24 protein-coding genes are annotated in these 23,311 nt (G+C 43.0%); 17 read left to right on the forward strand and 7 right to left on the reverse strand.

Annotated elements, in window-relative coordinates; all coding sequences use genetic code 11:
- The 7 genes from B3D47_RS02825 to B3D47_RS02855 form a co-directional block, all read left to right on the forward strand.
- Positions 1-240, forward strand: a 240-nt coding sequence (locus tag B3D47_RS02825; protein WP_286859835.1) for an aminotransferase class I/II-fold pyridoxal phosphate-dependent enzyme, incomplete at its 5' end; no start/stop codon positions are given.
- Positions 237-989, forward strand: a complete 753-nt coding sequence (bioC, locus tag B3D47_RS02830) for a malonyl-ACP O-methyltransferase BioC (protein ID WP_286859836.1) — start codon at positions 237-239, stop codon at positions 987-989. The genes B3D47_RS02825 and bioC, both read left to right, overlap by 4 nt.
- Entirely contained in the window at positions 986-1,636 is a 651-nt protein-coding gene (bioD, locus tag B3D47_RS02835) for a dethiobiotin synthase (RefSeq protein WP_286859837.1), read from the forward strand. The genes bioC and bioD overlap by 4 nt, the downstream gene beginning before the upstream one ends.
- A 494-nt stretch (positions 1,637-2,130) precedes the next feature.
- On the forward strand, positions 2,131-2,547 hold the full coding sequence (locus B3D47_RS02840; protein WP_004811008.1) for a hypothetical protein: 417 nt from the start codon (positions 2,131-2,133) through the stop codon (positions 2,545-2,547).
- Between the two features lie 267 nt (positions 2,548-2,814).
- The gene (locus B3D47_RS02845) at positions 2,815-4,254 is read left to right on the forward strand and encodes a cytochrome ubiquinol oxidase subunit I (RefSeq protein ID WP_253169756.1); all 1,440 of its coding nucleotides are present in this window, start codon (positions 2,815-2,817) and stop codon (positions 4,252-4,254) included.
- Positions 4,251-5,255 carry a cytochrome d ubiquinol oxidase subunit II gene (cydB, locus tag B3D47_RS02850; protein ID WP_004811002.1) on the forward strand — a complete coding sequence of 335 codons (1,005 nt, stop codon included), beginning with the start codon at positions 4,251-4,253 and terminating at the stop codon, positions 5,253-5,255. Before B3D47_RS02845 ends, cydB begins: the two co-directional genes overlap by 4 nt.
- Positions 5,256-5,273: 18 nt before the next feature.
- Positions 5,274-5,381: a hypothetical protein gene (locus B3D47_RS02855; RefSeq protein ID WP_017401650.1), complete on the forward strand. Its 108-nt coding sequence runs from the start codon at positions 5,274-5,276 to the stop codon at positions 5,379-5,381.
- A gap of 191 nt (positions 5,382-5,572) precedes the next feature.
- Here the strand turns inward: B3D47_RS02855 and B3D47_RS02860 are convergent, their stop codons facing one another.
- Positions 5,573-5,767 carry a hypothetical protein gene (locus tag B3D47_RS02860; protein WP_004810999.1) on the reverse strand — a complete coding sequence of 65 codons (195 nt, stop codon included), beginning with the start codon at positions 5,765-5,767 and terminating at the stop codon, positions 5,573-5,575.
- Between the two features lie 412 nt (positions 5,768-6,179).
- Between B3D47_RS02860 and sbmA the strand changes: the two genes are divergently transcribed.
- The 3 genes from sbmA (at position 6,180) to B3D47_RS02875 (ending at position 9,685) form a co-directional block, all read left to right on the forward strand.
- Positions 6,180-7,373 carry a peptide antibiotic transporter SbmA gene (gene sbmA / locus B3D47_RS02865; protein ID WP_004810997.1) on the forward strand — a complete coding sequence of 398 codons (1,194 nt, stop codon included), beginning with the start codon at positions 6,180-6,182 and terminating at the stop codon, positions 7,371-7,373.
- 610 nt (positions 7,374-7,983) lie between these two features.
- On the forward strand, positions 7,984-8,970 hold the full coding sequence (locus B3D47_RS02870) for a hypothetical protein (RefSeq protein ID WP_008305665.1): 987 nt from the start codon (positions 7,984-7,986) through the stop codon (positions 8,968-8,970).
- A 253-nt stretch (positions 8,971-9,223) separates the two neighbouring features.
- Positions 9,224-9,685 carry a hypothetical protein gene (locus tag B3D47_RS02875; protein ID WP_167456620.1) on the forward strand — a complete coding sequence of 154 codons (462 nt, stop codon included), beginning with the start codon at positions 9,224-9,226 and terminating at the stop codon, positions 9,683-9,685.
- A 554-nt stretch (positions 9,686-10,239) separates the two neighbouring features.
- Here B3D47_RS02875 and B3D47_RS02880 read toward each other — a convergent pair.
- Genes B3D47_RS02880 through gatC form a run of 4 tightly spaced genes read right to left on the reverse strand, consistent with a single transcriptional unit; the run spans position 10,240 to position 15,110 of the window.
- Positions 10,240-11,730 (reverse strand): FRG domain-containing protein, encoded by a 1,491-nt coding sequence (locus B3D47_RS02880; protein WP_008305659.1) that lies wholly within the window; start codon positions 11,728-11,730, stop codon positions 10,240-10,242.
- A gap of 59 nt (positions 11,731-11,789) precedes the next feature.
- Entirely contained in the window at positions 11,790-13,265 is a 1,476-nt protein-coding gene (gene gatB / locus B3D47_RS02885; protein WP_008305658.1) for an Asp-tRNA(Asn)/Glu-tRNA(Gln) amidotransferase subunit GatB, read from the reverse strand.
- Entirely contained in the window at positions 13,265-14,743 is a 1,479-nt protein-coding gene (gatA, locus tag B3D47_RS02890) for an Asp-tRNA(Asn)/Glu-tRNA(Gln) amidotransferase subunit GatA (RefSeq protein WP_048881379.1), read from the reverse strand. The genes gatB and gatA overlap by 1 nt, the downstream gene beginning before the upstream one ends.
- A gap of 52 nt (positions 14,744-14,795) precedes the next feature.
- Complete coding sequence (gatC, locus tag B3D47_RS02895; protein ID WP_005221175.1) at positions 14,796-15,110, reverse strand: Asp-tRNA(Asn)/Glu-tRNA(Gln) amidotransferase subunit GatC; 315 nt, start codon at positions 15,108-15,110, stop codon at positions 14,796-14,798.
- Between the two features lie 133 nt (positions 15,111-15,243).
- On the opposite strand from gatC, the gene B3D47_RS02900 reads away from it, so the two are divergent.
- The 6 genes from B3D47_RS02900 (at position 15,244) to B3D47_RS02925 (ending at position 20,000) form a co-directional block, all read left to right on the forward strand.
- A complete protein-coding gene (locus tag B3D47_RS02900) occupies positions 15,244-16,290 on the forward strand; it encodes a rod shape-determining protein (RefSeq protein WP_048881380.1) in 1,047 nt (348 codons plus the stop codon).
- A gap of 16 nt (positions 16,291-16,306) precedes the next feature.
- Complete coding sequence (gene mreC / locus B3D47_RS02905) at positions 16,307-17,164, forward strand: rod shape-determining protein MreC (RefSeq protein ID WP_048881381.1); 858 nt, start codon at positions 16,307-16,309, stop codon at positions 17,162-17,164.
- The gene (gene mreD, locus B3D47_RS02910; protein ID WP_048881382.1) at positions 17,151-17,642 is read left to right on the forward strand and encodes a rod shape-determining protein MreD; all 492 of its coding nucleotides are present in this window, start codon (positions 17,151-17,153) and stop codon (positions 17,640-17,642) included. Before mreC ends, mreD begins: the two co-directional genes overlap by 14 nt.
- Positions 17,630-18,196: a Maf-like protein gene (locus B3D47_RS02915; protein ID WP_004810978.1), complete on the forward strand. Its 567-nt coding sequence runs from the start codon at positions 17,630-17,632 to the stop codon at positions 18,194-18,196. The genes mreD and B3D47_RS02915 overlap by 13 nt, the downstream gene beginning before the upstream one ends.
- A 40-nt stretch (positions 18,197-18,236) precedes the next feature.
- The gene (rng, locus tag B3D47_RS02920; RefSeq protein ID WP_048881383.1) at positions 18,237-19,691 is read left to right on the forward strand and encodes a ribonuclease G; all 1,455 of its coding nucleotides are present in this window, start codon (positions 18,237-18,239) and stop codon (positions 19,689-19,691) included.
- A 135-nt stretch (positions 19,692-19,826) separates the two neighbouring features.
- Positions 19,827-20,000: a PA1571 family protein gene (locus tag B3D47_RS02925; protein WP_004810972.1), complete on the forward strand. Its 174-nt coding sequence runs from the start codon at positions 19,827-19,829 to the stop codon at positions 19,998-20,000.
- 156 nt (positions 20,001-20,156) lie between these two features.
- Here B3D47_RS02925 and B3D47_RS02930 read toward each other — a convergent pair whose 3' ends face one another.
- Both B3D47_RS02930 and B3D47_RS02935 read right to left on the reverse strand, forming a co-directional pair.
- Positions 20,157-21,539: a WS/DGAT/MGAT family O-acyltransferase gene (locus B3D47_RS02930; RefSeq protein WP_048881384.1), complete on the reverse strand. Its 1,383-nt coding sequence runs from the start codon at positions 21,537-21,539 to the stop codon at positions 20,157-20,159.
- Positions 21,540-22,018: 479 nt separating this feature from the next.
- Complete coding sequence (locus B3D47_RS02935; protein WP_048881385.1) at positions 22,019-22,753, reverse strand: phosphoadenylyl-sulfate reductase; 735 nt, start codon at positions 22,751-22,753, stop codon at positions 22,019-22,021.
- Positions 22,754-22,955: 202 nt separating this feature from the next.
- Here B3D47_RS02935 and thrH point away from each other — a divergent pair.
- Positions 22,956-23,311: bifunctional phosphoserine phosphatase/homoserine phosphotransferase ThrH (gene thrH, locus B3D47_RS02940; protein ID WP_286859844.1), on the forward strand; the 356-nt coding region annotated here is incomplete at its 3' end.

A 23,311-nucleotide genomic window follows, 5' to 3' on the forward strand; every position in this document is an offset into this window, starting at 1 on the left:
ATTCAGGCCTTGGGTTATGCTTGTCCATCCAGCTCTCAAATTGTACCGGTAATTATTGGCGATGCAGCCAAAACCGTCGCTGCAGCAGAATATTTACAGCAAAAGGGTTTTTATGTCCTGCCAGTACGTCCACCGACTGTACCTAAAAACACTTCCAGATTGCGAATCTGTTTACATCAGCAGGTCAGTCCGGTACAGCTGCAACAGTTGCAGGATGCTCTGCAGGAGTTGCCACGATGAAAACTGATCAGGTCGCGCAGCGCTTTGCTCAGGCACAGTCCAGCTATGAACAGCATGCTATTGCCCAGCGTCGGGTAGCAATGCAACTGGTCCAGTATATGCAAGCGCATATTCCGGTAAATTTACAGCGTATCTTGGAAATTGGCTGTGGTTCAGGTCTGTTTACCCGCCAGCTGATGCAGCATTACAGTTTCGACCAGTTATTTTTAAATGACCTTTATCCAGAAGTTAAACAGCATTTTGAGGAAGATGGCCGGATTTACTGGGGAATTGGCAATATCGAAACTTTGCCACTGCCACAATCGCTGAATCTAGTGGTGTCCTGTTCTGCCTTGCAATGGGTGCAGCATCTGGACGCTTTATTTGGGAAAATTCATCAGGCTTTAAATCCGTCTGGCTGGTTCTGCTTCGCCAGCTATGCACAGGACAATTTAACAGAAATTAAGGCATTGACTGGACAGGGGCTGGAATATAGATCCCTTCTACACATGGTTGAACTGCTGGAATCTTGTGGTTATGAGGTCTTGATGCAAGAGGAACAGCGACTGATTCTGGAGTTTGAACATCCTCGCGAGGTACTGAAACATATCAAGGCCACCGGCGTACAGGCAACGGCAGATGGTTTCCGCTGGAGCAAATCTTCCTTACAGCTTTTTTATGAGCGATATCAACAATTCCAGCTACCAGATAGCCAGAAGTATCCTTTGACCTATCACCCGATTTATCTCATTGCACGGAAGCACCCATGAACGCAAACATCTATTTTGTCAGCGGTATAGATACCGGTATTGGCAAGACCTATGCCACCGGTTTTCTGGCCAAAATCTGGAATGTGCAGGGCATCCGTACTATTACCCAGAAGTTGATCCAGACTGGCAACACTGATCTGTCTGAAGATATCGAACAGCATCGCAAGATCATGGGCTGCGGCTTGCTGCCAGAAGATCAGCAAAAGCTGACTATGCCGGAAATTTATAGCTATCCGGCATCGCCCCATCTGGCAGCACGTTTGGACCAGCGTCCAGTAGATTTTCAAAAAATTGAACAGGCCACACAGCAACTGGCCGCACAGTTTGACCGTGTTCTGCTGGAAGGAGCAGGTGGCCTGATGGTACCACTGACAGAAGACCTGCTCACCGTAGACTATATTGCCGCACAGCAGCTTCCTGTCATTCTGGTGACCTCAGGTCGTCTTGGCAGTATCAATCACACTCTGCTCAGTCTGGAACTGCTCAAACAGCGTAAGATTGAGCTGTATGCGCTGGCATTTAACCATGCCGATGATGCCCAGGCTGAAGTCATTGCACAGGATACTATTCAGTATCTGCAGCAATGTTTGCAAAAGGATTTTCCAAATGCACAGTGGCTGGATATTCCGATATTTCAGGAAATCTGAATCTCTGTTTTAGCCTGGTAGTATGGTGCTATGCAATAAAGAAAATTCATCCGGAACAGTTTCTGTTGACCGGACTTGGGCTGTCGAGAATGTGAAATTTATAGCGTACTGCAACAAAAGCCTGCCTGATTCGGACAGGGTGGTCATTCAGCTAAACCTTTTTCTGCCGGAAAGTATTTTAAGTTGAAGCGTAGCTCTCTGTCTGATCCTGCTACTGTAACAAGATGAGATTCTCAATTTAGATATTATTTTTGTGGCTCGGCGCATTCCTGTTCAAAGTATGCGGTTGTGCTTTTCCTGAGATGAATAAGCTCTGGAACATGAAAATTAATTTCTTATATTCAAAAATCTATAAAAATTAAGAATGAAAATAAGGCTTTCATAATAAATATATATATTATAAGGTTATAATATTAAAGTTGAGTATAATGCTTGGATTTTGATCTAAGCTCAGCCTCAATATTTCTTTACTTCGGTCAATTCGAGAGAATGTTTTGCTGAAACGTAGTGGATTACTGTTGGCATGTGCAACGCTGCTATTACAGTTTGCTGTATATTTACAGCCGCTATTACCGGAGCAATACCATATTGCCCCGGTCTGTCTCTCTATTACACATAATCTTCTCTCACCGAAGCAGCATCAGCATGTACATGCAAGCTATCATGCGTTGATTGACCATCTGGGGGCCGAATCTGGCCATCATCATGACCATAATGAACATAACCATCAATGCCAGTACTGTACCGTATATGGTGACATTGTGCTGCCGTTTAATTTTGGTATTGATGAGGTCATTGACCGGATTCAGGTCAAGCTGAGTTTCTATAAATCGGCTTACCGACATGTCTATTTTTCCCTGCAACGGCTGTATTTGCTACCGCAAGGCAGGGCACCTCCTGTCACGCTTTAATACGCCAAGTCCGGTAAGGCATGACCTTGCCGCTATCTAAAACGTTTTAAAGAGTGAAATAACATGAATATCACAAATTTCGCATGGCTGACCCATGGCGGAGCGAAGCCGCTTAGCTTGGAAAAAGGGCAGAATGCAGATATTAAAGTCCTACAGATTTGCAACATTGTGAAAATCGTATACGGCCTAAACTACAAAATAATGAAGCCATTTCAGCTGTTTAAGCTGAAGTTCTCTCACCAACAACTTCTACAATAAGGTGATGACATGGATTTAGGTTTAACTGCGCTGGAACTGGCACGTATTCAATTTGCCTTTACTGTCTCCTTTCATATTATTTTCCCTGCGATTTCCATCGGTTTGGCCAGCTTTCTGGCCGTCCTGGAATGGCGCTGGCTGAAAACCCAGGATCCAGTTTACCGGGATCTGTTTAAATTCTGGATCAAAATTTTTGCATTAGCCTTCGGTATGGGGGTGGTCTCTGGTGTGGTCATGAGTTATCAGTTCGGCACCAACTGGAGTGAATTTTCCAGGGTGGCTGGAAGTGTCACTGGACCGCTACTGGCTTATGAAGTCTTAACGGCTTTTTTCCTGGAAGCCGGTTTCCTCGGTATCATGCTCTTTGGCTGGGATCGGGTCGGTCCGAAAACCCATTTTTTTGCTACGGTAATGGTTGCCCTCGGTACCTGTATTTCCATGTTCTGGATTCTGTCCTCCAACAGCTGGATGCAGACCCCGCAGGGTTTTATTATTGAAAATGGCATCATCATGCCGCAGGACTGGTTCGCTATCGTGTTTAACCCGTCTTTTCCGTACCGTCTAGTACATATGGGAATCGCTGCCTTTCTGGTTTCGGCACTGCTGGTAGCGGCTACAGCTGCTTGGCATCTACTTAAAGGTCGCCGCGATGCACTGGTCAAAAAGTCTTTTTCCATGGCGATGTGGATGATTCTGGTGCTGGCACCCCTACAGGTAATTGTGGGAGATTTTCATGGTTTAAATACCCGTGAATATCAGCCAGCCAAGATTGCTGCGATTGAAGGACACTGGGAAACTAACCGTGGTGAAGGCATGCCGCTTTATCTGTTTGGTATTCCGGATATGGAAGCCGAAGAAACCAAATATGCTATCGGCATACCAAACTTGGGCAGCCTGATTCTGACCCATAGTATGGACGGTGAAGTGCAGGGTCTAAAGGATTTTGCGCCTGAAGACCGCCCAAACTCGCTGGTAGTGTTCTGGAGCTTCCGCATCATGGTCGGTCTAGGGATGCTGATGCTTTTGATGGCGCTGGCGGGTCTGATCCTGCGTAAAACGGGTGGTTTCTATGAAGCCCGCTGGTTGCACCGATTCGCCTTTTTCATGGGACCTTCCGGATTTATTGCTTTACTGGCAGGTTGGTTTACTACGGAAGTGGGCCGTCAGCCATGGGTGGTCTATGGGGTCATGCGCACTCGTGATGCACTCTCACCTGTATCAGCTGAACAGGTCGGACTTACTCTGATTATCTTTGTAGTGGTCTATTGTGTCGTATTTGGTGTTGGTATCTATTACATGCTGAAAATGATGCATAAGGGACCAGAATTTATCCATGCCCGTCCGCATACTGAGGGTGAAGTCATCCGTGCATCTAAACGTCCAATGAGTACCTTTGAGCAAAATGAAGAGGACGACCGTGCTCAACGTGATCAGGAGAATAACAAATGATTGACCTGTCATTGATCTGGATTGCGATCATCGCGCTCGGTGTATTGATGTATGTGGTACTGGATGGCTTTGACCTGGGTATAGGCATTCTGTTTCCCTTCTTTAAGGATCAGCATGAACGCGATGTGATGATGAATACCGTGGCACCGGTTTGGGATGGTAATGAAACCTGGATGGTACTCGGTGGAGCAGGTCTGTTTGCAGCCTTTCCACTGGTCTATTCAACCGTGCTGTCCGCGCTATATATGCCGATTATCCTGATGGTCATCTCACTGATTTTCCGAGGAGTTGCTTTTGAATTTCGCTTTAAGGCACATCGTGGCAGGCACTGGTGGGACATCGCTTTTATTGGCGGTTCGCTTCTGACCTCTTTCTTGCAAGGCGTAATTCTTGGCGCTTATATTCAGGGCATTAAAACCACGAATGGCATTTATAGCGGTGGTGGACTGGACTGGTTGACTCCATTTTCGCTGTTTACCGGAGTAGGTGTGGTAATCCTGTATGCAACCCTAGGTTGTGGCTGGCTGATCTTTAAAACCGACCACGAGTTACAGGACAAGATGTTCCAGCTGATGCCAAAACTTATCATTGTGTTATTACTGGTCTTTGGAGCAGTTAGTCTGTATACGCCACTGGCACATCAACAGATTGCCGAGCGCTGGTTTAGTCAACCACAGATTTTCTATTTCAGTCCGGTGCCGATACTGGTTGTATTATTTACATTTATGGCGCTGCGTGCTTGTAAACGCCGTCAGGAATTTGCACCGTTTATCTATACCTTGGCGCTGGTGATCCTGGCTTATACCGGTTTTCTCATTAGCCTTTGGCCTTATATCATTCCGCCAAGTGTTACCCTTTGGGAAGCCGCCGCACCGCAAAGCAGTCAGCTGTTTTCCTTGATTGGTGCATTGATCCTCATCCCAATTATCCTGTTTTATACCGGTCTGTCTTATTGGGTGTTCCGGGATAAGGTACGGGTAGGTGATGATGGCTATCATTAGGCTTGTGGAGGAAACAGGATGAAACTGAATCGGGCAGGTTGGTTTATTGTGTTATGGCTTGCAGGCTTTGTCACAATGGCTCTCATTGCAGGCTTTTTCCGCTTCCTGCTAAAGCTGGCATATTGATTGTGTAGTAGGTCTCAAGATTCTACATTTTTCTTAAGACAATAAAAAAACCTCCCGATGTGATGGGAGGTTTTTTTATCTGTTTTCAGCTTTAGGATTAAAATAATAATACTGTCAGGCAGGTGTTGATCTGTATTCAGGAGAAGAAGTAAAACATACAACAACCCAGACCAAACTTTGAATCAGCAGAATTACAATTCTCTCCAGATTGTATTTTCATCTTTTAGTGCAACAGTAAAGTTAAACTGGTTGTCTGTAGTGACCAATAGACTGGTTGGTGTTTGCATAACTACTTTCAGCACTGTACCTTCTTCATAAATAATTGGCGTGCAGTTTTCTTTTTCCAAGGTGATTGGCTTCAGTAGTTCAATTACAGAGCTTTCCATGAGTTAACTTCCCGCGGTTATTATGTTTACTATTCATTCAAGGATAGCATAATTTTTCTTTGTTATTTAATAGTTTTTGCAAAATGAAAAATTGGAATGATCCCTTTCAATAGTGCATATCGCTGTAGTGTAGGATGGAAAATAACCATATATCGTATCTGTTCTGTACAGGCTTGTTAACTGATGTTAAAACCAACAAAGGATGGATCACAGGATTCGTCACATAAGTATTCAGTTCACTACATACATAATGATTCATGCTTATAAATAGATTGATAAAAATAAGCAGTTTTCAGGCAGATATTTTTTTGATCAGGTTGAAAAACCTGTTGTGAACTGCTTTACACTGCTGCAGATTTCATCATGATTGATTGACCTGAGGTCTACTAAAAATAAGGAGCATGCAAAGGACATGTTTAAGTCTTTCTTTCCAAAACCCGTCTGGTTTTTTCTCAGCGTGGTGGTGTGGTTCTTTATCAACCTCGCGATCTGGCATAGTGGAGGTTCAAGCTGGGGCAGTTATGTGGGTTTTAGCGAAGGCTACCATGAAGCGACGATGGCGATTGATATCAGCCGTTTCTGGTCACAGAAATTCCTGTGGTTCTATCTCTGGTTCCTGACTGCAACTGCGCTTTTTGCAGGGTTCTGGTATGTGGTAGCGCGTCATCCCTGGCAGCGCTGGTCGGTGTGGGGGTCGGCCTTTATCCTGTTCAATATCTGGTTTGGAGTTCAGGTCAATGTTGTGCTGAATGAATGGTACAGTCCGTTCTATGACCAGATCCAAAAGATGCTGACCAGTGGTGGTGGGGACGTAACTTTGCTCTATCAGGGCGCATTGGTCTTTATCTATATCGCAATGATCTATGTCACCCTGGCAGTATTTAACATGTTCTTTGTCAGTCATTATGTGTTCCGCTGGCGGACAGCAATGAATGATTACTATACGGCTTACTGGGAAAAGCTGCGGCATATTGAGGGGGCGTCACAGCGTATTCAGGAAGATACCATGCGCTTTGCTCGCAGCACTGAAGAACTTGGCGTTTCCTTTATTGAATCGTTTATGTTGCTGATGGCTTTTTTGCCAGTTCTGTACAAGCTTTCAAGTCACGTCAAGACCTTACCGATTGTGGGTGAGATTAGTCACGCGCTGGTCTGGGCATCCTTGGGCTGGGCGGTCTTTGGTACAGTGGTATTAATGGTCGTTGGTATGAAACTGCCAGGACTGGAGTTTAATAACCAGAAAGTCGAAGCGGCTTACCGTAAAGAACTGGTATATGGGGAAGATCATGCCGAACGTGCCCAGCCACTGACACTAAAAGAGCTGTTTAGCCGGGTGCGCTGGAATTATTTCCGCCTGTATTTCCACTATGCCTATTTCAATATGGTACGGATCTGGTATTTGCAGCTCGACAATATCTATGGCCTGTTTGTGCTGTTTCCGAGTATTGCAGCGGGAGCAATTACTTTGGGTCTGATGATGCAGATCCTGAATGTATTTAATAAGGTCCGTGAATCATTCCAGTACCTGATTTTGTCATGGCCAAAGATTATCGAGTTAATGTCGATCTACAAGCGTCTGAAAGCGTTTGAATCTCATATTCATTAAAAAATAGTGTTTGGTATTTTAAAAAGACCAGCCTTATGGCGGGTCTTTTTTATATCAACTCAGGATTGGCCGGAGTATCCGATGAACGGTCAATTATAGGCAAAATATTTGTAAAACCTCCCAATTTGGGGATATTCAGTGAATATTCGCTTGACTAGAATCCTAAGGGCCAAACGTGTTTGGTACTTAATTTTCAACCCCGCTGACGTATAAAAATAATAAATGTACGTTGATGAAAATTAAGTATTTTAATGCTCATAAACTGAATGCGGATGGTGGAGAGTGGTTTGCTATACAAGTATAAAAGCTCGATCCAGCCTGCCAGATGAGTGACCAAAGAAGTACGTACTTCCTTCTTTGGTCTTTTTTCTTGAGTAGGTTTTATCTCAAAAATAATACTGCACCACATGAAAGTTAATGCAAATAATTTCAAAAATAACCATTAAAATGTCTCATAGTTATCATTTTTGATATTTTTAAATTTGAAAATAATTCTATTAATCAGATGCTTGTATTTGTTGTTTGCACAGTTTTGCATTATTTTATGTGAATGCTTTGGGTTGAGATATCTACGGTGAAACTGAAAGTATTTTTATTGATAACAATAACAATGAGCTTGGCAGCATGTAATAGCATGCAAGGCGCAAAGAAAAATATATTACATCCTTTTCACAGTCCCCAGGAACTGATTGTGAAACGGGGCATCAATCAGCCAGATGGCAAGGCGAAAGACTATGTCTATCTATGGGATCAACAACAGCGCCATAATACCACTCAGGCCATGTATCCACGTTCAGTCATGACGCAATATTGCCATGAACAGGGGGGTAAGTTATCCCTGCTATATAAGAGCAAATTTGGTCTGGTGAATGATCCTGCCCAGCGTACACGTCTCGCTGCAAATCGAGGTGTTGTACAGGGAATCGGTGCCTATAAATGTACGATGGGTGATCTTGCGGAAAGCTGGATTGTGTCGATTGAACCTGTTGCGGAACGTCAGGCAGAAAATAATAGCAAGACCCGTAACGTTCGGTTGCTGACCCGACTAATGAAAACAGCTGAAGCACATAATTTTTATCAGGCGGCTGCGAGCACTGCGAAGACAGCCAAGAAACAGGTCAATGTGGTGAAGGCAACGGCTACTGCCAAAACGTCTGTAGCAGCAAAACCAACAGCAGAACAGAAAGACCACGATCGTAAAGAGCTTGAGCGCAAAGAACTCGCCAAAGCCGAAGTCGAGAAGAAAGAGCCTAAGCCGGTGACAGTGGCCACTCCACGTGCGAGCGTGAACGAAACCCCACAACAGCAGCAAATGAAGCTGTATGTGACTGCCCGGCGTGACATTAATAATGGTAGAAACCTGAATAATGCCTGTAATAATGCCCAGCGTGCTTATAACTATGGCAAGCAGCAAGGCACAGAAGGAACGCGGGTTTATACTGAATCCGGTATGTTGGTGGCGCGTTGTCTGACCAGTATTTCGACGTATAGCAGCCGTTTTCCAAATGCCAAAGGACAGGCTCAACGCGTCCTGAACGGACTGGCATCGCAATATAATCATGCGGGTGCAAAGAATATGTTGAAACAGCTCAATTAAAAAAATCTGACTTTAATCGATAAGAATGCCACGCTTTAGAAACGTGGCATTTTTATTTTGAAACTGGGTGAATGCCTAGCGTAATCAACGCGCCAAGTACTTTGCTAAAAATCAGATTGATTTTGCAATGCAATAACAGATGAACTGTTATGCTTTGTGGTACAAAGGGCAAACTGTTCATCGGAGTTTGCTTATGTCTCGCTATGTTTCCCTTGTAAGCCACAGATTTTCCCAAATCGTTCGTTCTGCGCTGATGGCAACTGCCTTGTTGGGAGTAGTGCAAATAGCAAATGCAGGCCCAACGGTCGATCAACTCAGTAATTGTCTGGAGAGGTCTACTACAACTGCCGATAAAACTACGGTGATGCAATGGACCTTTGTGGCCTTGTCTGCACACCCTGACTTAAAGGCTTTTAGCAATGTGACCGCGACTCAAAAGGAAGCACTGGATAAGAATCTGGCGACGGTATTGCAGCGTATTTTAGTGGAGCAATGTTCAGCACAGACCAAAGCAGTGATTCAGGCAGAAGGTCTGGAGGCTGTGGGGAATAGTTTTCAGGGACTCGGACGTAGTACAGGTGAGGAAATTTTAAAGAATCCTGAAATCAACAATCAGCTTAAAGGTATATTGCGTTATGTAGATTTGAATAAGCTGGTAACCACGTTTTTAACGCCAGATATTTGGAATAAGTTGGGTTCGATCAGAGGGAATTAACGTGTCTGTAAGACTTACTTGAATATGGCAATAACAATTCTAATTAGCCCGTAAATGGGATAGAAAATAAACTCGATACCATCGGGTAATCCTGATCCTCGCTGTTTTCTGCGAGGTTCGGGCTGCATTCTAGATAGCCATTTACGGCATTTTGGAATCAATAGCAAAATGGTAATGACCAGTGCAAATATGCCAATGGCAATTTGGATAAGGAAGAGCAAAAGTTCGGGTGTCATTTTTATTTTTCTTAGATTTTTTTGATTTTATAGCATAAATATTAATCCTTTACCTAATCCTCGCTTGTGCTTCTTTTTTAGAAATATCTCTCCCTAACCCTTACTTGTACTTCGTTTTAAAGCAGTGCTTTAAAACTTGCTCAGGAGAGGGAATATCCAATATTAAATTCATGACGGCATTTAATTGTTAATGAAAGCTCCTTCTCCCAGTGGGAGAAGGCGGGGGATGAGGGGGCTAGTCACACTTAAAAAAGGACTTGGAGAGTTGGATACGACTTAAGTCTTCGAGTTTGACGATAGAAGATACTTTTTTGATGGTCATATTTTGAAATTTTCTAATCTGTTTTTGATATATTTGGCTGAGTTTTCAATACTTGGATAAACCGTTCTTTGATTGATATTGAGTAAATCTAGTTCATCTAATATTGGCTTTTTATCATCTTTATTTATTCTGATTCTATATACATTGAAGTCATCATTACCACTTTCAGGGATAGCTTCCGCATCTAAACCAAAGATGAGAAAAGATCCTGATTGAGCAATAATCCTTTCTTGGTTTAAACGCCCTTTTACACAGAAAGTGTTTTTAAGATCTTTGATTTCAACTTTAGGTTTGAAGTAGGGTTTTTCATTTAATATACAGTGTAAGTATTGTTCATAAACTTTTTCATTAAGGTCAGAATCATTTAAAAGAACTTTGTTTGGGTCATTTTTTTGGCAATTAATAATATATTGGGATAATTGATCTTTTTGATTAGCAGTGAGTTTTGCTAAATTTGTTAAGCAGGAAATTTTGTCAGAGTCATAAAAACATATATCGTTCTTTTTGACAGAAATTAATACAACTTCACCATCTTCATTATGTTTTAAATTTTCACAGGCAAAGTAGAGTGCAGTCAATGGATTACTAGATATATCGAGCATTCTAGTTGGCATCCCATAATGTTGCATTCGTGTAAGGATGTCAAAACCACTGATGTCATTACTGAAGGAATTAGGTTCCATTGTGAGTAACTCACGAAATAACAAATGTTCACCTTCTAAATAGACTTTTCCTTTGCCATTGGGATCTTCACGTAAAAGTGAGGGTAATAGTTGGTGCGAAAATTTTCCATGACCTCTATAAAATACTTCACGATTTTCTTTTTTGTTAATAATGAATTCATTTATATCTTTAATTTTTTCTATATAAGTAGAAATACTATTGATATATGGAGGAGTATAGATAATTTCAGCTTCTATGCTAAAACTAGTTTCAATTGATGTATTTATATGACCAATAATTTGAGGTGGATTTAGTAGGTCAATATTTTGATTTGGAAAAGTTTCTTTTATCTCTTCTAAATTTGAAAAGATATCAAGAGGCGCTAATTTTTCAAATAAGTTAGAATTTTTAATTGCCCAATGTGTTCGCGTTTTTTCCCAACCATCAAAATTTAATGCTTTTTCTAATTCATCTAAATTACAAATTTTTAAAAAATTATTTGTTTCCTCAATGTATGGGTTGATTTCAACTTTTTCTGATATTAACTTTAAAATCGCTGTAATAGTTTTGTTTTTTTCATTTAATTTAACATCTTGTAATTCAGCTATTGCAATAAAATCTTTAAAGTTTTCAAAACAAATGATACAAGGGAAATTGCGCAAGATTAAAAATGATTCATTAGTTAAATCTTTAAATTTTTGACGAACTGCCTCATCAGTGTGTTCCACAAAACGACTTGTGCTATAGGTAATAGAAATTAGTTCATTATCTAAAGTATCTATTTCATATTCTGAATAACATTGTAAGAGATTAAAGTAAGCCATAAAAAACCCCGCATTAAGCGAGGTTTTTATAACATGAAATCAATTAATTAGCGAATAAATTAACCAATCAATTTCTTCATCAATTCATTCACTTGAGCAGGGTTGGCTTTACCTTTTGCTGCTTTCATTACTTGACCAACCAGACCGTTGAACGCTTTCTCTTTACCAGATTTATATTCTTCAACCATCTTCTCGTTCGCAGCAAGCACGTCCTTAATAATCGCTTCAATTGCGCCTGTATCAGTTTCCTGTTTCAAGCCTTTTTCCGCAATAATCTCGTCCGCAGATTTACCTTCGTCCCACATAAAGCCGAATACTTGCTTCGCGATCTTACCGTTAATCGTGTTGTCCACAATACGTGCGATCATACCGCCAAGTTTCTCAGCAGATACAGGAGAATCCACCAATTCCAAGCCTGCTTTGTTTAGCGCACCAGAGAATTCACCCATCACCCAGTTTGCCGCAATTTTACCTTGTGCAGCGCCACCAGCAGCTTTCACCACCTCTTCGTAGAACTCTGACATTTCACGTGTCAGTGTAAGCACGTGCGCATCGTATTCAGTTACACCAAAGTCAGCCACGAAACGCGCACGGCGTGCAGCAGGCAGCTCAGGCATGGTCGCCTTAATCGCTTCGATTTGTTCGTTTGGAATGACTACAGGCAACAAGTCTGGATCAGGGAAGTAGCGGTAATCGTTCGCTTCTTCTTTAGAACGCATTGAACGGGTTTCCATCTTCACTGGGTCGAACAGACGGGTTTCCTGGTCAATCGTACCATCCCATTCCAGAATTTCCATTTGACGTTCAATTTCAACATTGATGGCTTGCTCAATGAAACGGAATGAGTTCAGATTTTTCAATTCACAGCGTGTGCCGAACGGTTGACCTGGGCGACGTAAAGACACGTTACAGTCGGCACGGAACGAACCTTCTGCCATGTTACCGTCAGAGATCCCTAACCAACGCACTAAAGTATGAATCGCTTTGATGTAGGCAACCGCTTCTTCAACCGAACGCATATCTGGTTCAGATACGATTTCAAGTAAAGGTGTACCTGCACGGTTTAAATCGATGCCTGACATGCCTTCAAACTGGTCATGAATCGATTTACCTGCATCTTCCTCAAGGTGTGCACGTGTCACGCCAATACGTTTGGTTGTGCCATCTTCAAGCTGGATATCGATATGACCCAAACCCACAATCGGGTTATCCATTTGGCTAATTTGGTAGCCTTTAGGTGAGTCAGGGTAGAAATAGTTTTTACGTGCAAATACAGAAGCTTGGTCAATGTAAGCATCAATCCCCAAACCAAAGCGAATTGCAAGATCAACTACTTCTTTGTTTAATACTGGCAGTACGCCCGGCATCGCCAAATCTACAAGGCTGGCCTGAGTGTTAGGATCATTACCAAATTCAGTCGATGAACCTGAGAAGATTTTAGATTTAGTCGCAAGCTGAGTGTGAATCTCGATACCAATAACGACTTCCCAACCATCAATCAGGTTTGATTTAGGTTTAGCGTTGTTCTTCGCCATTATGCATTCTCCTCAGCAATTGCAGCGCGTTTTGTATGCCAATCTGTTGCTTGTTGATACTGGTGTATCACAGACAACAGTTGAGATTCTGACCAGTAGTTACCAATCAGCTGTAAGCCAACCGGCAAGTTGTTATGGTCAAAACCAACAGGCGCGTTAATCGCAGGAAGACCTGCCAGGTTCACTGCAAGCGTATAAATATCGCCCAGATACATTTCAACCGGCGTTAAATCCGCACCAATTTTATAGGCAGTCGTTGGCGCAGATGGGGCAGCGATGACATCGACAGATTCAAAAGCTTTTAGGAAGTCTTGTTGAATTAAACGACGTACTTTCTGTGCTTTTACATAATAAGCATCGTAATAACCAGCAGACAGGGCATAGGTACCAATCAGGATACGACGCTGAACTTCAGCACCGAAACCTTCTGAACGGGAACGTTTATACAGGTCAAGAAGATCTTTAGGCTCTTCACAACGGTAGCCATAACGCACACCGTCATAACGAGACAGGTTTGAGGATGCTTCGGCAGGTGCAATCAGGTAATACGTTGGAACGTAGGCTTCCGTCATGTTGAGATCAATCTCAACCAGAATAGCGCCCATTTCTTCCAGTTTTTTTAAGGATTCTTCAACGCGTGCTTTTACATCAGCGGCAAGACCGTCAACATTGAAGTACTGTTTTGGAATACCAATACGTAGGCCTTTCACAGATGTGCCGTTCAGGTTTGCTACATAATCATCCACTTCTTTTTCCATTGAAGTAGAGTCTTTAGCATCGTGGCCTGCCATCACATTCATCAGGTAAGCACAGTCTTCCGCAGAACGTGCCATTGGACCACCTTGGTCCAGTGATGAAGCATAGGCAATCATACCGAAACGCGATACACGGCCATAAGTCGGTTTCAGACCAGTCAGACCACAGAAAGAGGCTGGCTGACGGATCGAACCACCAGTATCAGTACCGGTTGCAAATGGTGCCAGATCAGCCGCTACAACCGCAGCAGAACCGCCTGAAGAACCACCCGGAACATGATCCAGTGCCCAAGGGTTTTTGGTCGCGCCAAAGTAAGATGATTCGGAAGTTGAACCCATGGCGAATTCGTCCATGTTCACTTTACCAAGTGTCACCAGGCCCGCAGCTTTACCTTTCGCTACAACGGTTGCGTCGTAAGGAGAGATAAAATTGTCCAGCATTTTAGAACCAGCAGTCGTTTTAATGCCTTGGGTACAGAAGATGTCTTTATGTGCAATTGGTACACCAGTCAGCACATTTGCGCTACCAGCACGACGCAGTGCGTCAGCAGCATCGGCTTGTGCCAGTGCTTGCTCAGCAGTCACAGTCACGTATGACTTCACTTGAGCATCCACTTTTTCGATGCGTTTTAAGTAATGTTCAGTCAATTCGCGTGATGAAAATTTAGCATTGGCCAAACCTTCGGTAAGTTCACGAATTGATAGGCGGTGTAAATCTGTCATGAGAAATAATTCTTTACGTTTAATTTAATAAAAAGATTGAACTGGATAGTAATTACTCAATTACGCGAGGAACCAAGTACAAGCCATCCTGTACCGCTGGTGCAACTGCCTGATATTCATCACGGTGATTACTTTCACTCACTACATCTTCACGTAATGGCTGAGGATGGTCGAAAGGGCTTTTTAATGGTTCAACACCGTCAGTATTGATACCTTTCAGCGTTTCCATCATGCCTAAAATTTTATTTAAACTTTGAGCATATTCAGCAGATTGCGTATCATTCAGAGATAATCGTGCAAGGTTCGCAATAGCTGAAACTGTTTCTGCATTTAAATCTGCAGAATGCTGTGCATCCGATGTAGACATAACATTACCTAATCAGTATTAAAAAAAAATCAAATTATCATGCGTTATGATAAGCGATTGACTTGTCCAAAGCATCACATTTAGTTAAAGTTGCCACCTTGCGTCCATATAAAGTTTAATTGAGAACGTCCCCGTGATTCTAAAACGACTAATAGGCTTGTTTTCGCCAGATCTAGCCATTGATTTAGGTACTGCAAATACACTTATTTATGCGCCAGGACGAGGCATTATATTAAATGAACCGACGGTTGTAGCAATCCGTCATAGTGGTTCACAAAAAATTGTTGCTGCCGTAGGTCTTGACGCGAAACAAATGCTTGGTCGTACCCCGGCAAATATTTCAGCAATCCGCCCGATGAAAGATGGCGTGATTGCAGACTTTGAAGTCACTGAAACTATGTTGAATCAGTTTATCGGCAAGGTTCACGAAAAACGTTTATTCCCGCCTGCACCACGTGTAGTGGTGTGTGTTCCATGTAAATCGACACTGGTTGAACGCCGTGCGATCCGTGAAGCAGTTTATAATGCGGGTGCACGTGAAGTACGTCTGATTGAAGAACCGATGGCTGCTGCAATTGGTGCAGGCATGCCGGTTGAGCAGGCGTGTGGTTCGATGGTTGTTGATGTGGGCGGCGGTACAACTGAGATTGCAGTCATTTCATTACAGGGCTGTGTATATGCAGACTCGCTGCGTATTGGCGGTGATGTATTTGACGAACAGATCATCAACTACGTACGTAAGGCACATGGTTGCGTAATTGGTGAAACAACTGCTGAAATTATTAAAAAAGAAGTCGGTATGGCGCTTCCGGATGAAGGTGCAAAACCACTGGAAATTGAAGTTCGTGGTCGTAATCTGGCTGAAGGTGTACCGCGTGCAATTACGGTGACTTCTGATGAAGTGACTCAGGCAATTTCTGACCCATTGCAATATATCGTGTCTGCTGTGAAATCTGCACTGGAACAAACCCCTCCTGAACTGTCTTCAGATATCGCTGAGCGCGGGATCGTATTGACGGGTGGTGGTGCATTACTACGTAACCTGGACAAGCTTCTTGCCAAAGAAACTGGTCTTCCTGTCGTGGTTGCAGAAGATCCGCTGTCATGTGTAACACGTGGTGGCGGTAAGGTTCTCGAATTCTTCGATAACCCAAATCATGACATGTTATTCGTAGGCTAAGAACAGGACACGGCGGGTGCAAACACATCTGTTTTCTCGACAACCGCCATCTTTTCGCTCATTCATCATTGCGTTGGTGACCTGTCTGGTGGTGCTTTTCTTTGATTGGCGCATGCCTCATCTGGTTCAACCTGCAAGGGATGTACTGAATGCGGCATATAATCCGATATATGCCGTGGCCAGCTATCCTGTATTGTCGCGAGAATGGCTGAATCAACAAACCAAGTCTGAAGCACAACTGCGTCGTGAAAATACCGCGATGCAGGCTGAGCTATTACAGGCGCAGGTACGCTTACAGAAAATTTCTGAACTGTCTGCTGAAAATACCCGTCTACGCGGGTTGCTGGACACGCCTTTAATTATTGATGGACGTATGGAAATTGCAGAAGTGATTGGTACTGATGCCGATCCGCTGCGTCATATCATCGTGATTAACCGGGGTTCTAACAGCCACCTACGGATAGGACAGACTGTGCTGGATGACAAGGGGATCATGGGACAGATCATTAGTGTCTATCCGCATAGTAGCCGTGTCATGCTGCTCTCAGATAAAGAACATTCACTTTCAGTACGTCTGGAACACACCGGCATGCGTGCCATCGTCTCGGGGACGGGTGATCTTGGGCGTCTGAAAATGGAATATGTACCGACCAGTGCCAACATCAAAGTCGGTGAAAAAGTTTATAGCTCAGGTTTGGGACAGCATTTCCCGGCAGGTTATCTGGTTGGCAACGTCTCTAAAGTACAACGTCATAATTCAGGTGAATTTGCCCAGATTGATGTGATTCCGGCAGCACAGTTGGCTGGTGGTCATCATGTGGTGGTACTGTTCTCTGATTCATTAGCGATGGAGCAGCCACATGTCGATCGCTAAAATGCAGTCCAGAACCCATCGGGATCCATTGTTCCCGATTATTATTTCAGTAATTTTGGCCTCGGTTCTGGTGGTCTATCCTTTATCTTATTCGCTCTCTGGCTGGCGTCCGCAGTTTATGCTGATGGTGATGCTGTTCTGGGTGCTCTGCCAGCCGACCTGGTGTGGGATCTGGTTTGCGTTCAGTACCGGAATCTTGTTAGACCTGCTATTAGATGCACCTTTAGGTCTGAATGCGCTGAGTTTTATTATTATTGCCTTTATGGCGCGCTTCCTGACCCGTGAGCGCCGCATCCTGACTTTTAGCAATCTCTGGATTATTGCTACATTGGCACTCGTTGCCCATCTGATGCTGACCTTCTTTGCTCAAATCATTAGCGGCGTGCAGTTCTCGATTCCACGTCACTGGCTACCGATACTGACTAGCGTTATGGTATGGCCTGTTCTATATTATCTGCTCAGAAAATGGCGCATCTGATTCTGGCCTCCAGTTCACCTCGACGCCGTGAACTGCTGCAACAGTTGGGACTGGAGTTCGAGATTTACAGTCCTGATATTGACGAATCCGTATTGCCCAATGAGTCAGTTGCGGCTTATGTTGAGCGTTTGGCACGTGTCAAAGCGGATGCCGTGGCCGAGCATTATCCAGATGCAATTATTATTGCCGCGGACACCAGTTTGGGGGTTGATAACGAGATTCTGGGTAAGCCTGAATCCAAACAGCATGCCTTTGCCATGTGGGCTAAAATATCAGGTCGTAAACATGATGTATTTAGCGGTGTCTGCGTACGCACAAAAAATGAAAAATACAGTATAGTGGTACGGACCCAGGTTGAATTTCAATCACTCACCACCCCTGATATGGAAAGTTATTGGGCGACTGGTGAACCGGTAGGCAAGGCAGGCGGTTATGCCATTCAAGGCATTGCAGCACGTTATATCCCCGCGATTCAGGGGAGCTACTCTAATGTAGTCGGTTTGCCCCTATATGAAACGGTACAGTTACTACAGACGGTTAAGGCACTAAATTAACTGCTGAAAAAAGAATTCTTATAATGTTTTGAGTGTTGTTATGTCTGACGAGTTATTGATTAACTTCACACCGATGGAATGTCGTGTGGCGTTAATCGAAAACGGCACGGTGAACGAACTGTTCATCGAGCGTACCGCGAAGCGCGGTCTGGTGGGGAACGTATATAAAGGCAAAGTAGTCCGTGTCCTGCCAGGGATGCAGGCTGCTTTTGTCGATATTGGTCTGTCACGTACTGCTTTTTTGCATATCAATGATATGGTCTGGCCGCGTCAGCAGCCGACACCGAATGTATTTGAATTACTGCAGCCAGGTCAGATTCTGACGGTGCAGGTGATGAAAGACATGCTCGGAACCAAAGGCGCACGTCTTTCAACTGATCTCTCCATTCCTTCACGTTATCTGGTTTTGATGCCTTATGGCAATCATATTGGCGTATCGCAACGAATTGAATCTGAAGAAGAACGTAATCGTTTACGTTCGATTATTGAACGGATTCAGGCCCAGCATAAACTGCCCGGTTCGGTGATTGTCCGTACTGCGGCAGAAGGCATTGATGAAGCTGAAATTGCCCAGGACATGGCTTATCTGGCCAAGCTTTGGGACTACATTCAGCGCAAACAGAAGAGCATTGCTGTTCCATCACTGATCTTTGAAGAACTGCCGCTGCCACAGCGTGTGATTCGTGATCTGGCCAATGAAAACACTGCCAAAATCTATGTCGATTCACGTGAAATCCACGGCAAACTGAAAGAGTTTGTTAAAGAATTTGTGCCAAGCATGAATGATCGTTTGCTGCACTATCCAGGCGAGCGACCGATTTTTGACTTATATAATGTTGAAGATGATATCCAGAAGGCTCTACAAACCCGTGTGGCACTGAAATCTGGTGGCTATCTGATGATTGATCAGACTGAGGCTATGACCACCATTGATGTCAATACCGGTTCCTATGTCGGCGGTCGTTCACTGGAAGATACCGTCTTCAAAACCAATATGGAAGCAACTGAGGTGATTGCACGTCAGTTGAGACTGCGTAATCTGGGTGGGATCATTATTATTGATTTCATTGACATGCAGGAAGCACAGCATCGTGACGAGGTAATGAACCAGTTTGAAAAAATGCTGGAACGTGATCATGCCAAAACCAAGATTACCCAGGTATCTGAACTGGGTCTGGTCGAGATGACGCGTAAACGTACCCGTGAATCTCTAGAACACCTGTTATGTGAATCCTGTCTAACCTGTCAGGGACGTGGATATGTCAAAACAGCAGAATCAGTGTGTTACGAAATATTCCGTGAAATTTTACGTTACGCACGCGCTTATCAATCACAAAGTGGATTTACTGTAGTGGCACATCCGTCAGTGATTGATCGACTGCTGACTGCAGAAGCCCCAGCTGTGGCGGATCTGGAACACTTTATTGATCGCGTGATTAAGTTCCAAGTTGAGAATTTATATACGCAAGAGCAATACGATATCATTCTCAGCTGAAATTGTAACAGAATATCGTAAAACCCTTGTTACAACTGGAATTTTACAAGCGCAGGTGAATTCTGAATACTAGACACATCCAGTAGCCAAAGCCAATCTCCCAATATTTTGGCTTAGCAAAAAATGAGGTGTGTCATGAGTATAAGTAAAGCAGTTATTAATAAGGGTCTAAAACACGTGCTTGAACCGAAAACTGTCCACGCGGGATACATTGTGGACGAACGCGGCAATGAAGTTCAGATTACTTCATCTATGATTCGTACGGTCTGCCATCAGCTATTAAAACAATGTCGTACTGTGAAAAGTTAAAATTTGAATATTGCTTGAATGATTTGAATAAAAAATAATCAAATAAAAATAAAGGGGCACCATATGCCCCTTTATTATTGCATGAAATTATTGGCAAAAATGTTCATACTTATTTTTGCATAAAAACTTAGTCTTGGTTTTAGTCTTCATCGCAGTCTAACTTACTGCTGCGAGCTTTGGGGTTTTGCCACCATCGACAATCCGTTCAAAACGCTGGATTTCGTCCTCAAGATGAGTAAGCAGATTCTGCATTTTAGGCAAGGAATTACGGCAGGCGGTCAGACCTACTTCAAGTTTGTCTAAATAACTGGTCATGGTGATATTGAGTGCCTGACCATCGAGCACGATAGAGGCAGGGTAGAGAGCTTCCAGACGGGCTCCATTCCAGTACAGCGGTTCTTGTGGACCTGGAACATTGGAAATCACCAGATTAAATGCCTGGCGTTTTGGCATCAGACCTGATGCAATATTTAAACCTGCAGCGCCATAAACAAAAGCACTATAGTTCAGAATCTGATTGGCATTCATACGCTTAAAACGTTCTTTGGCATTCAGTACGCTACGACGTACGATCTTGAGGCGTTCTAAAGGATCTTCCTTATGTGTACCCAGATTCGCCAGAATCATGGTAATACGGTTTGATACATCAGAGTCATCAGAACGTACAGAAGCCGGTACCATGGCAATCAACGGTTTCTTTGGTAGAGCATCTTGGCTGATTAAATATTCACGTAAGGCACCAGAACAGATTGCCAGCACGATATCGTTAATGGTTACACCCAAGGCTTTAGAAATACGACGAAGACGCTCAAATTCAAAGGATTGCGCAGCAAATCGGCGAGATGCACTGACACGTTGATTTAGAATGGATGAAGGGGCCTGGAAACTGGAGACATAATCAGGATTACGTCCCATGTCTTTTAATACAGTTTGCGACAGCTCATAGATGACACGCGGAGTAGATTCCAGCTGTCCTTTCAGCGTAGATAAAACGCCTTTAATGCGGCTAACTTTTGGTGCTTTCAGGCGCTTGGCACGTGGTCCTTCTACACACCATGGTGGCACAATACTTTTTCCATGTGGATCATGAGACAGTGATTTCTCGACCAGACGCATACCTGCAATGCCATCGACCATAGCATGGTGAATTTTAAAGTACATCGCGAAACGATTACCTTCTATTCCTTCAATGATATGACAGGTCCAGAGTGGTTTGGCACGGTCAATCAGAGCACTATGTTCCTGTGAAATATAGGTGAGTAATTCACGGATGCGACCCGGTTTTGGCAGGGCAATATGCCGGAAATGATGATCCAGATCGAACTGTTGATCTTCGTCCCAGAACAAGCCATTTAAATAATTATTGAAAGGTGGGATTGGAATAGATTTGGAAGTACGGATATCACGCACCAATTCCTGAATAAAAGTTGCCGGTGCATTATCGGGAATCTGAAATAAAAAAAGACCACCTACATGCATAGGTTGCTGCCGTTTCTCTAAAGATAAAAAAATAAGATCAATTGGATGTAATGGACGCATAGCGTGGATTGCCTCACTGCACTCTATATGGCTGTTCTCTATCTGAAAAGCCTTGTTAGAATTATTGCTTTAGTAAAGAAAGTATAGCTGTTTTAACGTAGAAATGAACTGCTTAATCTTAATCTGTTAAGTTAAAAATTAATAATTGACATGGAGGTTTATACCTTCCTAAGTTTTTGAAATGTGAAAATTTTAGTTTTTAAAGCTACTTCTGAAAATACGTTTTTTAGGTCTGGTGGGAGTATAACTGAATAATTATGCATCATTAAAAGAATGGTATTGAGTTCAATTTCACATTTTTTTGCAAATAAATCTATTCAATAACATTTTATAAATTCTTTGATAATCCTCAGGATCTTTCCTGATGAATGGTAAAAAGAGGAGACTTGATATCTTGTCACCAAATGTAAGATTCATAGTTAAAAAGGCTATCCTGATTCAGGATAGCCTTTTACAAATATACACAGTCTGATTTAATTTTACTTTTTCAGGTTGCCTGCATGTAAGCCGCATTCTTTATGTGTGGCTTCTTCCCACCACCAGCGACCTTCACGCTCATGCTGGTTCGGTAAAACGGGACGAGTACATGGTTCACAGCCAATAGAAATAAATCCTTTCTCATGCAGTGGGTTATATGGAATTTCCATCATGCGGATATAACTCCATACATCGGCACTCGACCAGTTGGCAAGTGGGTTGTATTTAATCAGCTGTTTACCGGGACCTGAAAAACCTGGATCTGCCTGAACCACCGGAATTTCATTCCGTGTACCCGGGCTCTGGTCTTTACGCTGACCGGTAATCCAGCCATCAAGCGTTGCAAGTTTTTTACGTAATGGCTGCACCTTGCGGATGCCACAACATTCCTGATGGCCATCTTGATAGAAACTGAACATTCCTTTACGAGTAGTCAAATTTTCAATGGCTTCACGTTCAGGGAAACAGATTTCAATATCAATATTATAATGTTTTCGAACTTGCTCGATAAATTGATAGGTTTCAGCGTGCAAGCGGCCTGTATCCAGACTAAAGACACGGAAAGGTTTACCGAGGTGGGAAGCCATGTCAATCAGTACAACATCTTCTGCACCAGAAAATGAAATAGCAATTTCACCTGGTTGATTCAGGGCAAGTGCCAAAATTTCACTTGGAGATTTATCGGCATATTCAGATGCAAGCGCATCCACAATATCAATAGTAGGAATAGTGGTCATGAGAATCCTGGCGATATAGGCTTGGAATGACTCTGCCTATATTAATTAATTTCACATGTATTTTAATAGAAGAGAATTAGTAGTCTTATCACTAAAAAATAAATACTTATGAAAAAAATAGATTTAAAAAAGAACAATGCAAAATATGAATCTTCAGCTATGATATGGAAAATTTTTTAGATGATAACTGAGGGGAATATTCATGGAAGTCGTATGTCTGGATCTTGAAGGTGTATTGGTTCCTGAAATTTGGATTAATTTTGCAAAGAAAACAGGCATTAAAGCGCTTGAAGCAACGACTCGTGATATTCCTGACTATGATGTGTTGATGACACAACGTCTGAATATTCTGAAAGAGCATGGCCTGGGTCTGAATGATATTCAGGAAGTGATTGCAGATATGGGGCCATTTGAAGGCGCCAAAGAATTTGTAGAATGGGTAAGCACTCATTTCCAACTGATTATTTTATCTGATACTTTCTATGAGTTTGCGCATCCTTTAATGAAACAGTTGGGCTGGCCAACAATTTTCTGTCATAAACTTGAAACTGATGAAAA

Origin of the sequence: Acinetobacter sp. UBA3461 (assembly GCF_002381195.1) — a bacterium.
Classification (GTDB): domain Bacteria; phylum Pseudomonadota; class Gammaproteobacteria; order Pseudomonadales; family Moraxellaceae; genus Acinetobacter; species Acinetobacter schindleri.

Bases quoted from the DNA above. Each gene is read 5' to 3' on its own strand.
- B3D47_RS02915 (WP_004810978.1), top strand. From the start codon at position 17,630: ATGGCGCATCTGATTCTGGCCTCCAGTTCACCTCGACGCCGTGAACTG.
- gatA (WP_048881379.1), bottom strand. From the start codon at position 14,743: ATGACAGATTTACACCGCCTATCAATTCGTGAACTTACCGAAGGTTTG.
- bioD (WP_286859837.1), top strand. From the start codon at position 986: ATGAACGCAAACATCTATTTTGTCAGCGGTATAGATACCGGTATTGGC.
- gatB (WP_008305658.1), bottom strand. From the start codon at position 13,265: ATGGCGAAGAACAACGCTAAACCTAAATCAAACCTGATTGATGGTTGG.
- mreD (WP_048881382.1), top strand. From the start codon at position 17,151: ATGTCGATCGCTAAAATGCAGTCCAGAACCCATCGGGATCCATTGTTC.
- bioC (WP_286859836.1), top strand. From the start codon at position 237: ATGAAAACTGATCAGGTCGCGCAGCGCTTTGCTCAGGCACAGTCCAGC.
- B3D47_RS02855 (WP_017401650.1), top strand. From the start codon at position 5,274: ATGAAACTGAATCGGGCAGGTTGGTTTATTGTGTTATGGCTTGCAGGC.
- cydB (WP_004811002.1), top strand. From the start codon at position 4,251: ATGATTGACCTGTCATTGATCTGGATTGCGATCATCGCGCTCGGTGTA.
- gatC (WP_005221175.1), bottom strand. From the start codon at position 15,110: ATGTCTACATCGGATGCACAGCATTCTGCAGATTTAAATGCAGAAACA.
- B3D47_RS02860 (WP_004810999.1), bottom strand. From the start codon at position 5,767: ATGGAAAGCTCTGTAATTGAACTACTGAAGCCAATCACCTTGGAAAAA.
- B3D47_RS02925 (WP_004810972.1), top strand. From the start codon at position 19,827: ATGAGTATAAGTAAAGCAGTTATTAATAAGGGTCTAAAACACGTGCTT.
- B3D47_RS02935 (WP_048881385.1), bottom strand. From the start codon at position 22,753: ATGACCACTATTCCTACTATTGATATTGTGGATGCGCTTGCATCTGAA.
- B3D47_RS02845 (WP_253169756.1), top strand. From the start codon at position 2,815: ATGGATTTAGGTTTAACTGCGCTGGAACTGGCACGTATTCAATTTGCC.
- B3D47_RS02930 (WP_048881384.1), bottom strand. From the start codon at position 21,539: ATGCGTCCATTACATCCAATTGATCTTATTTTTTTATCTTTAGAGAAA.
- B3D47_RS02870 (WP_008305665.1), top strand. From the start codon at position 7,984: ATGAGCTTGGCAGCATGTAATAGCATGCAAGGCGCAAAGAAAAATATA.
- sbmA (WP_004810997.1), top strand. From the start codon at position 6,180: ATGTTTAAGTCTTTCTTTCCAAAACCCGTCTGGTTTTTTCTCAGCGTG.
- rng (WP_048881383.1), top strand. From the start codon at position 18,237: ATGTCTGACGAGTTATTGATTAACTTCACACCGATGGAATGTCGTGTG.
- B3D47_RS02875 (WP_167456620.1), top strand. From the start codon at position 9,224: ATGGCAACTGCCTTGTTGGGAGTAGTGCAAATAGCAAATGCAGGCCCA.
- B3D47_RS02880 (WP_008305659.1), bottom strand. From the start codon at position 11,730: ATGGCTTACTTTAATCTCTTACAATGTTATTCAGAATATGAAATAGAT.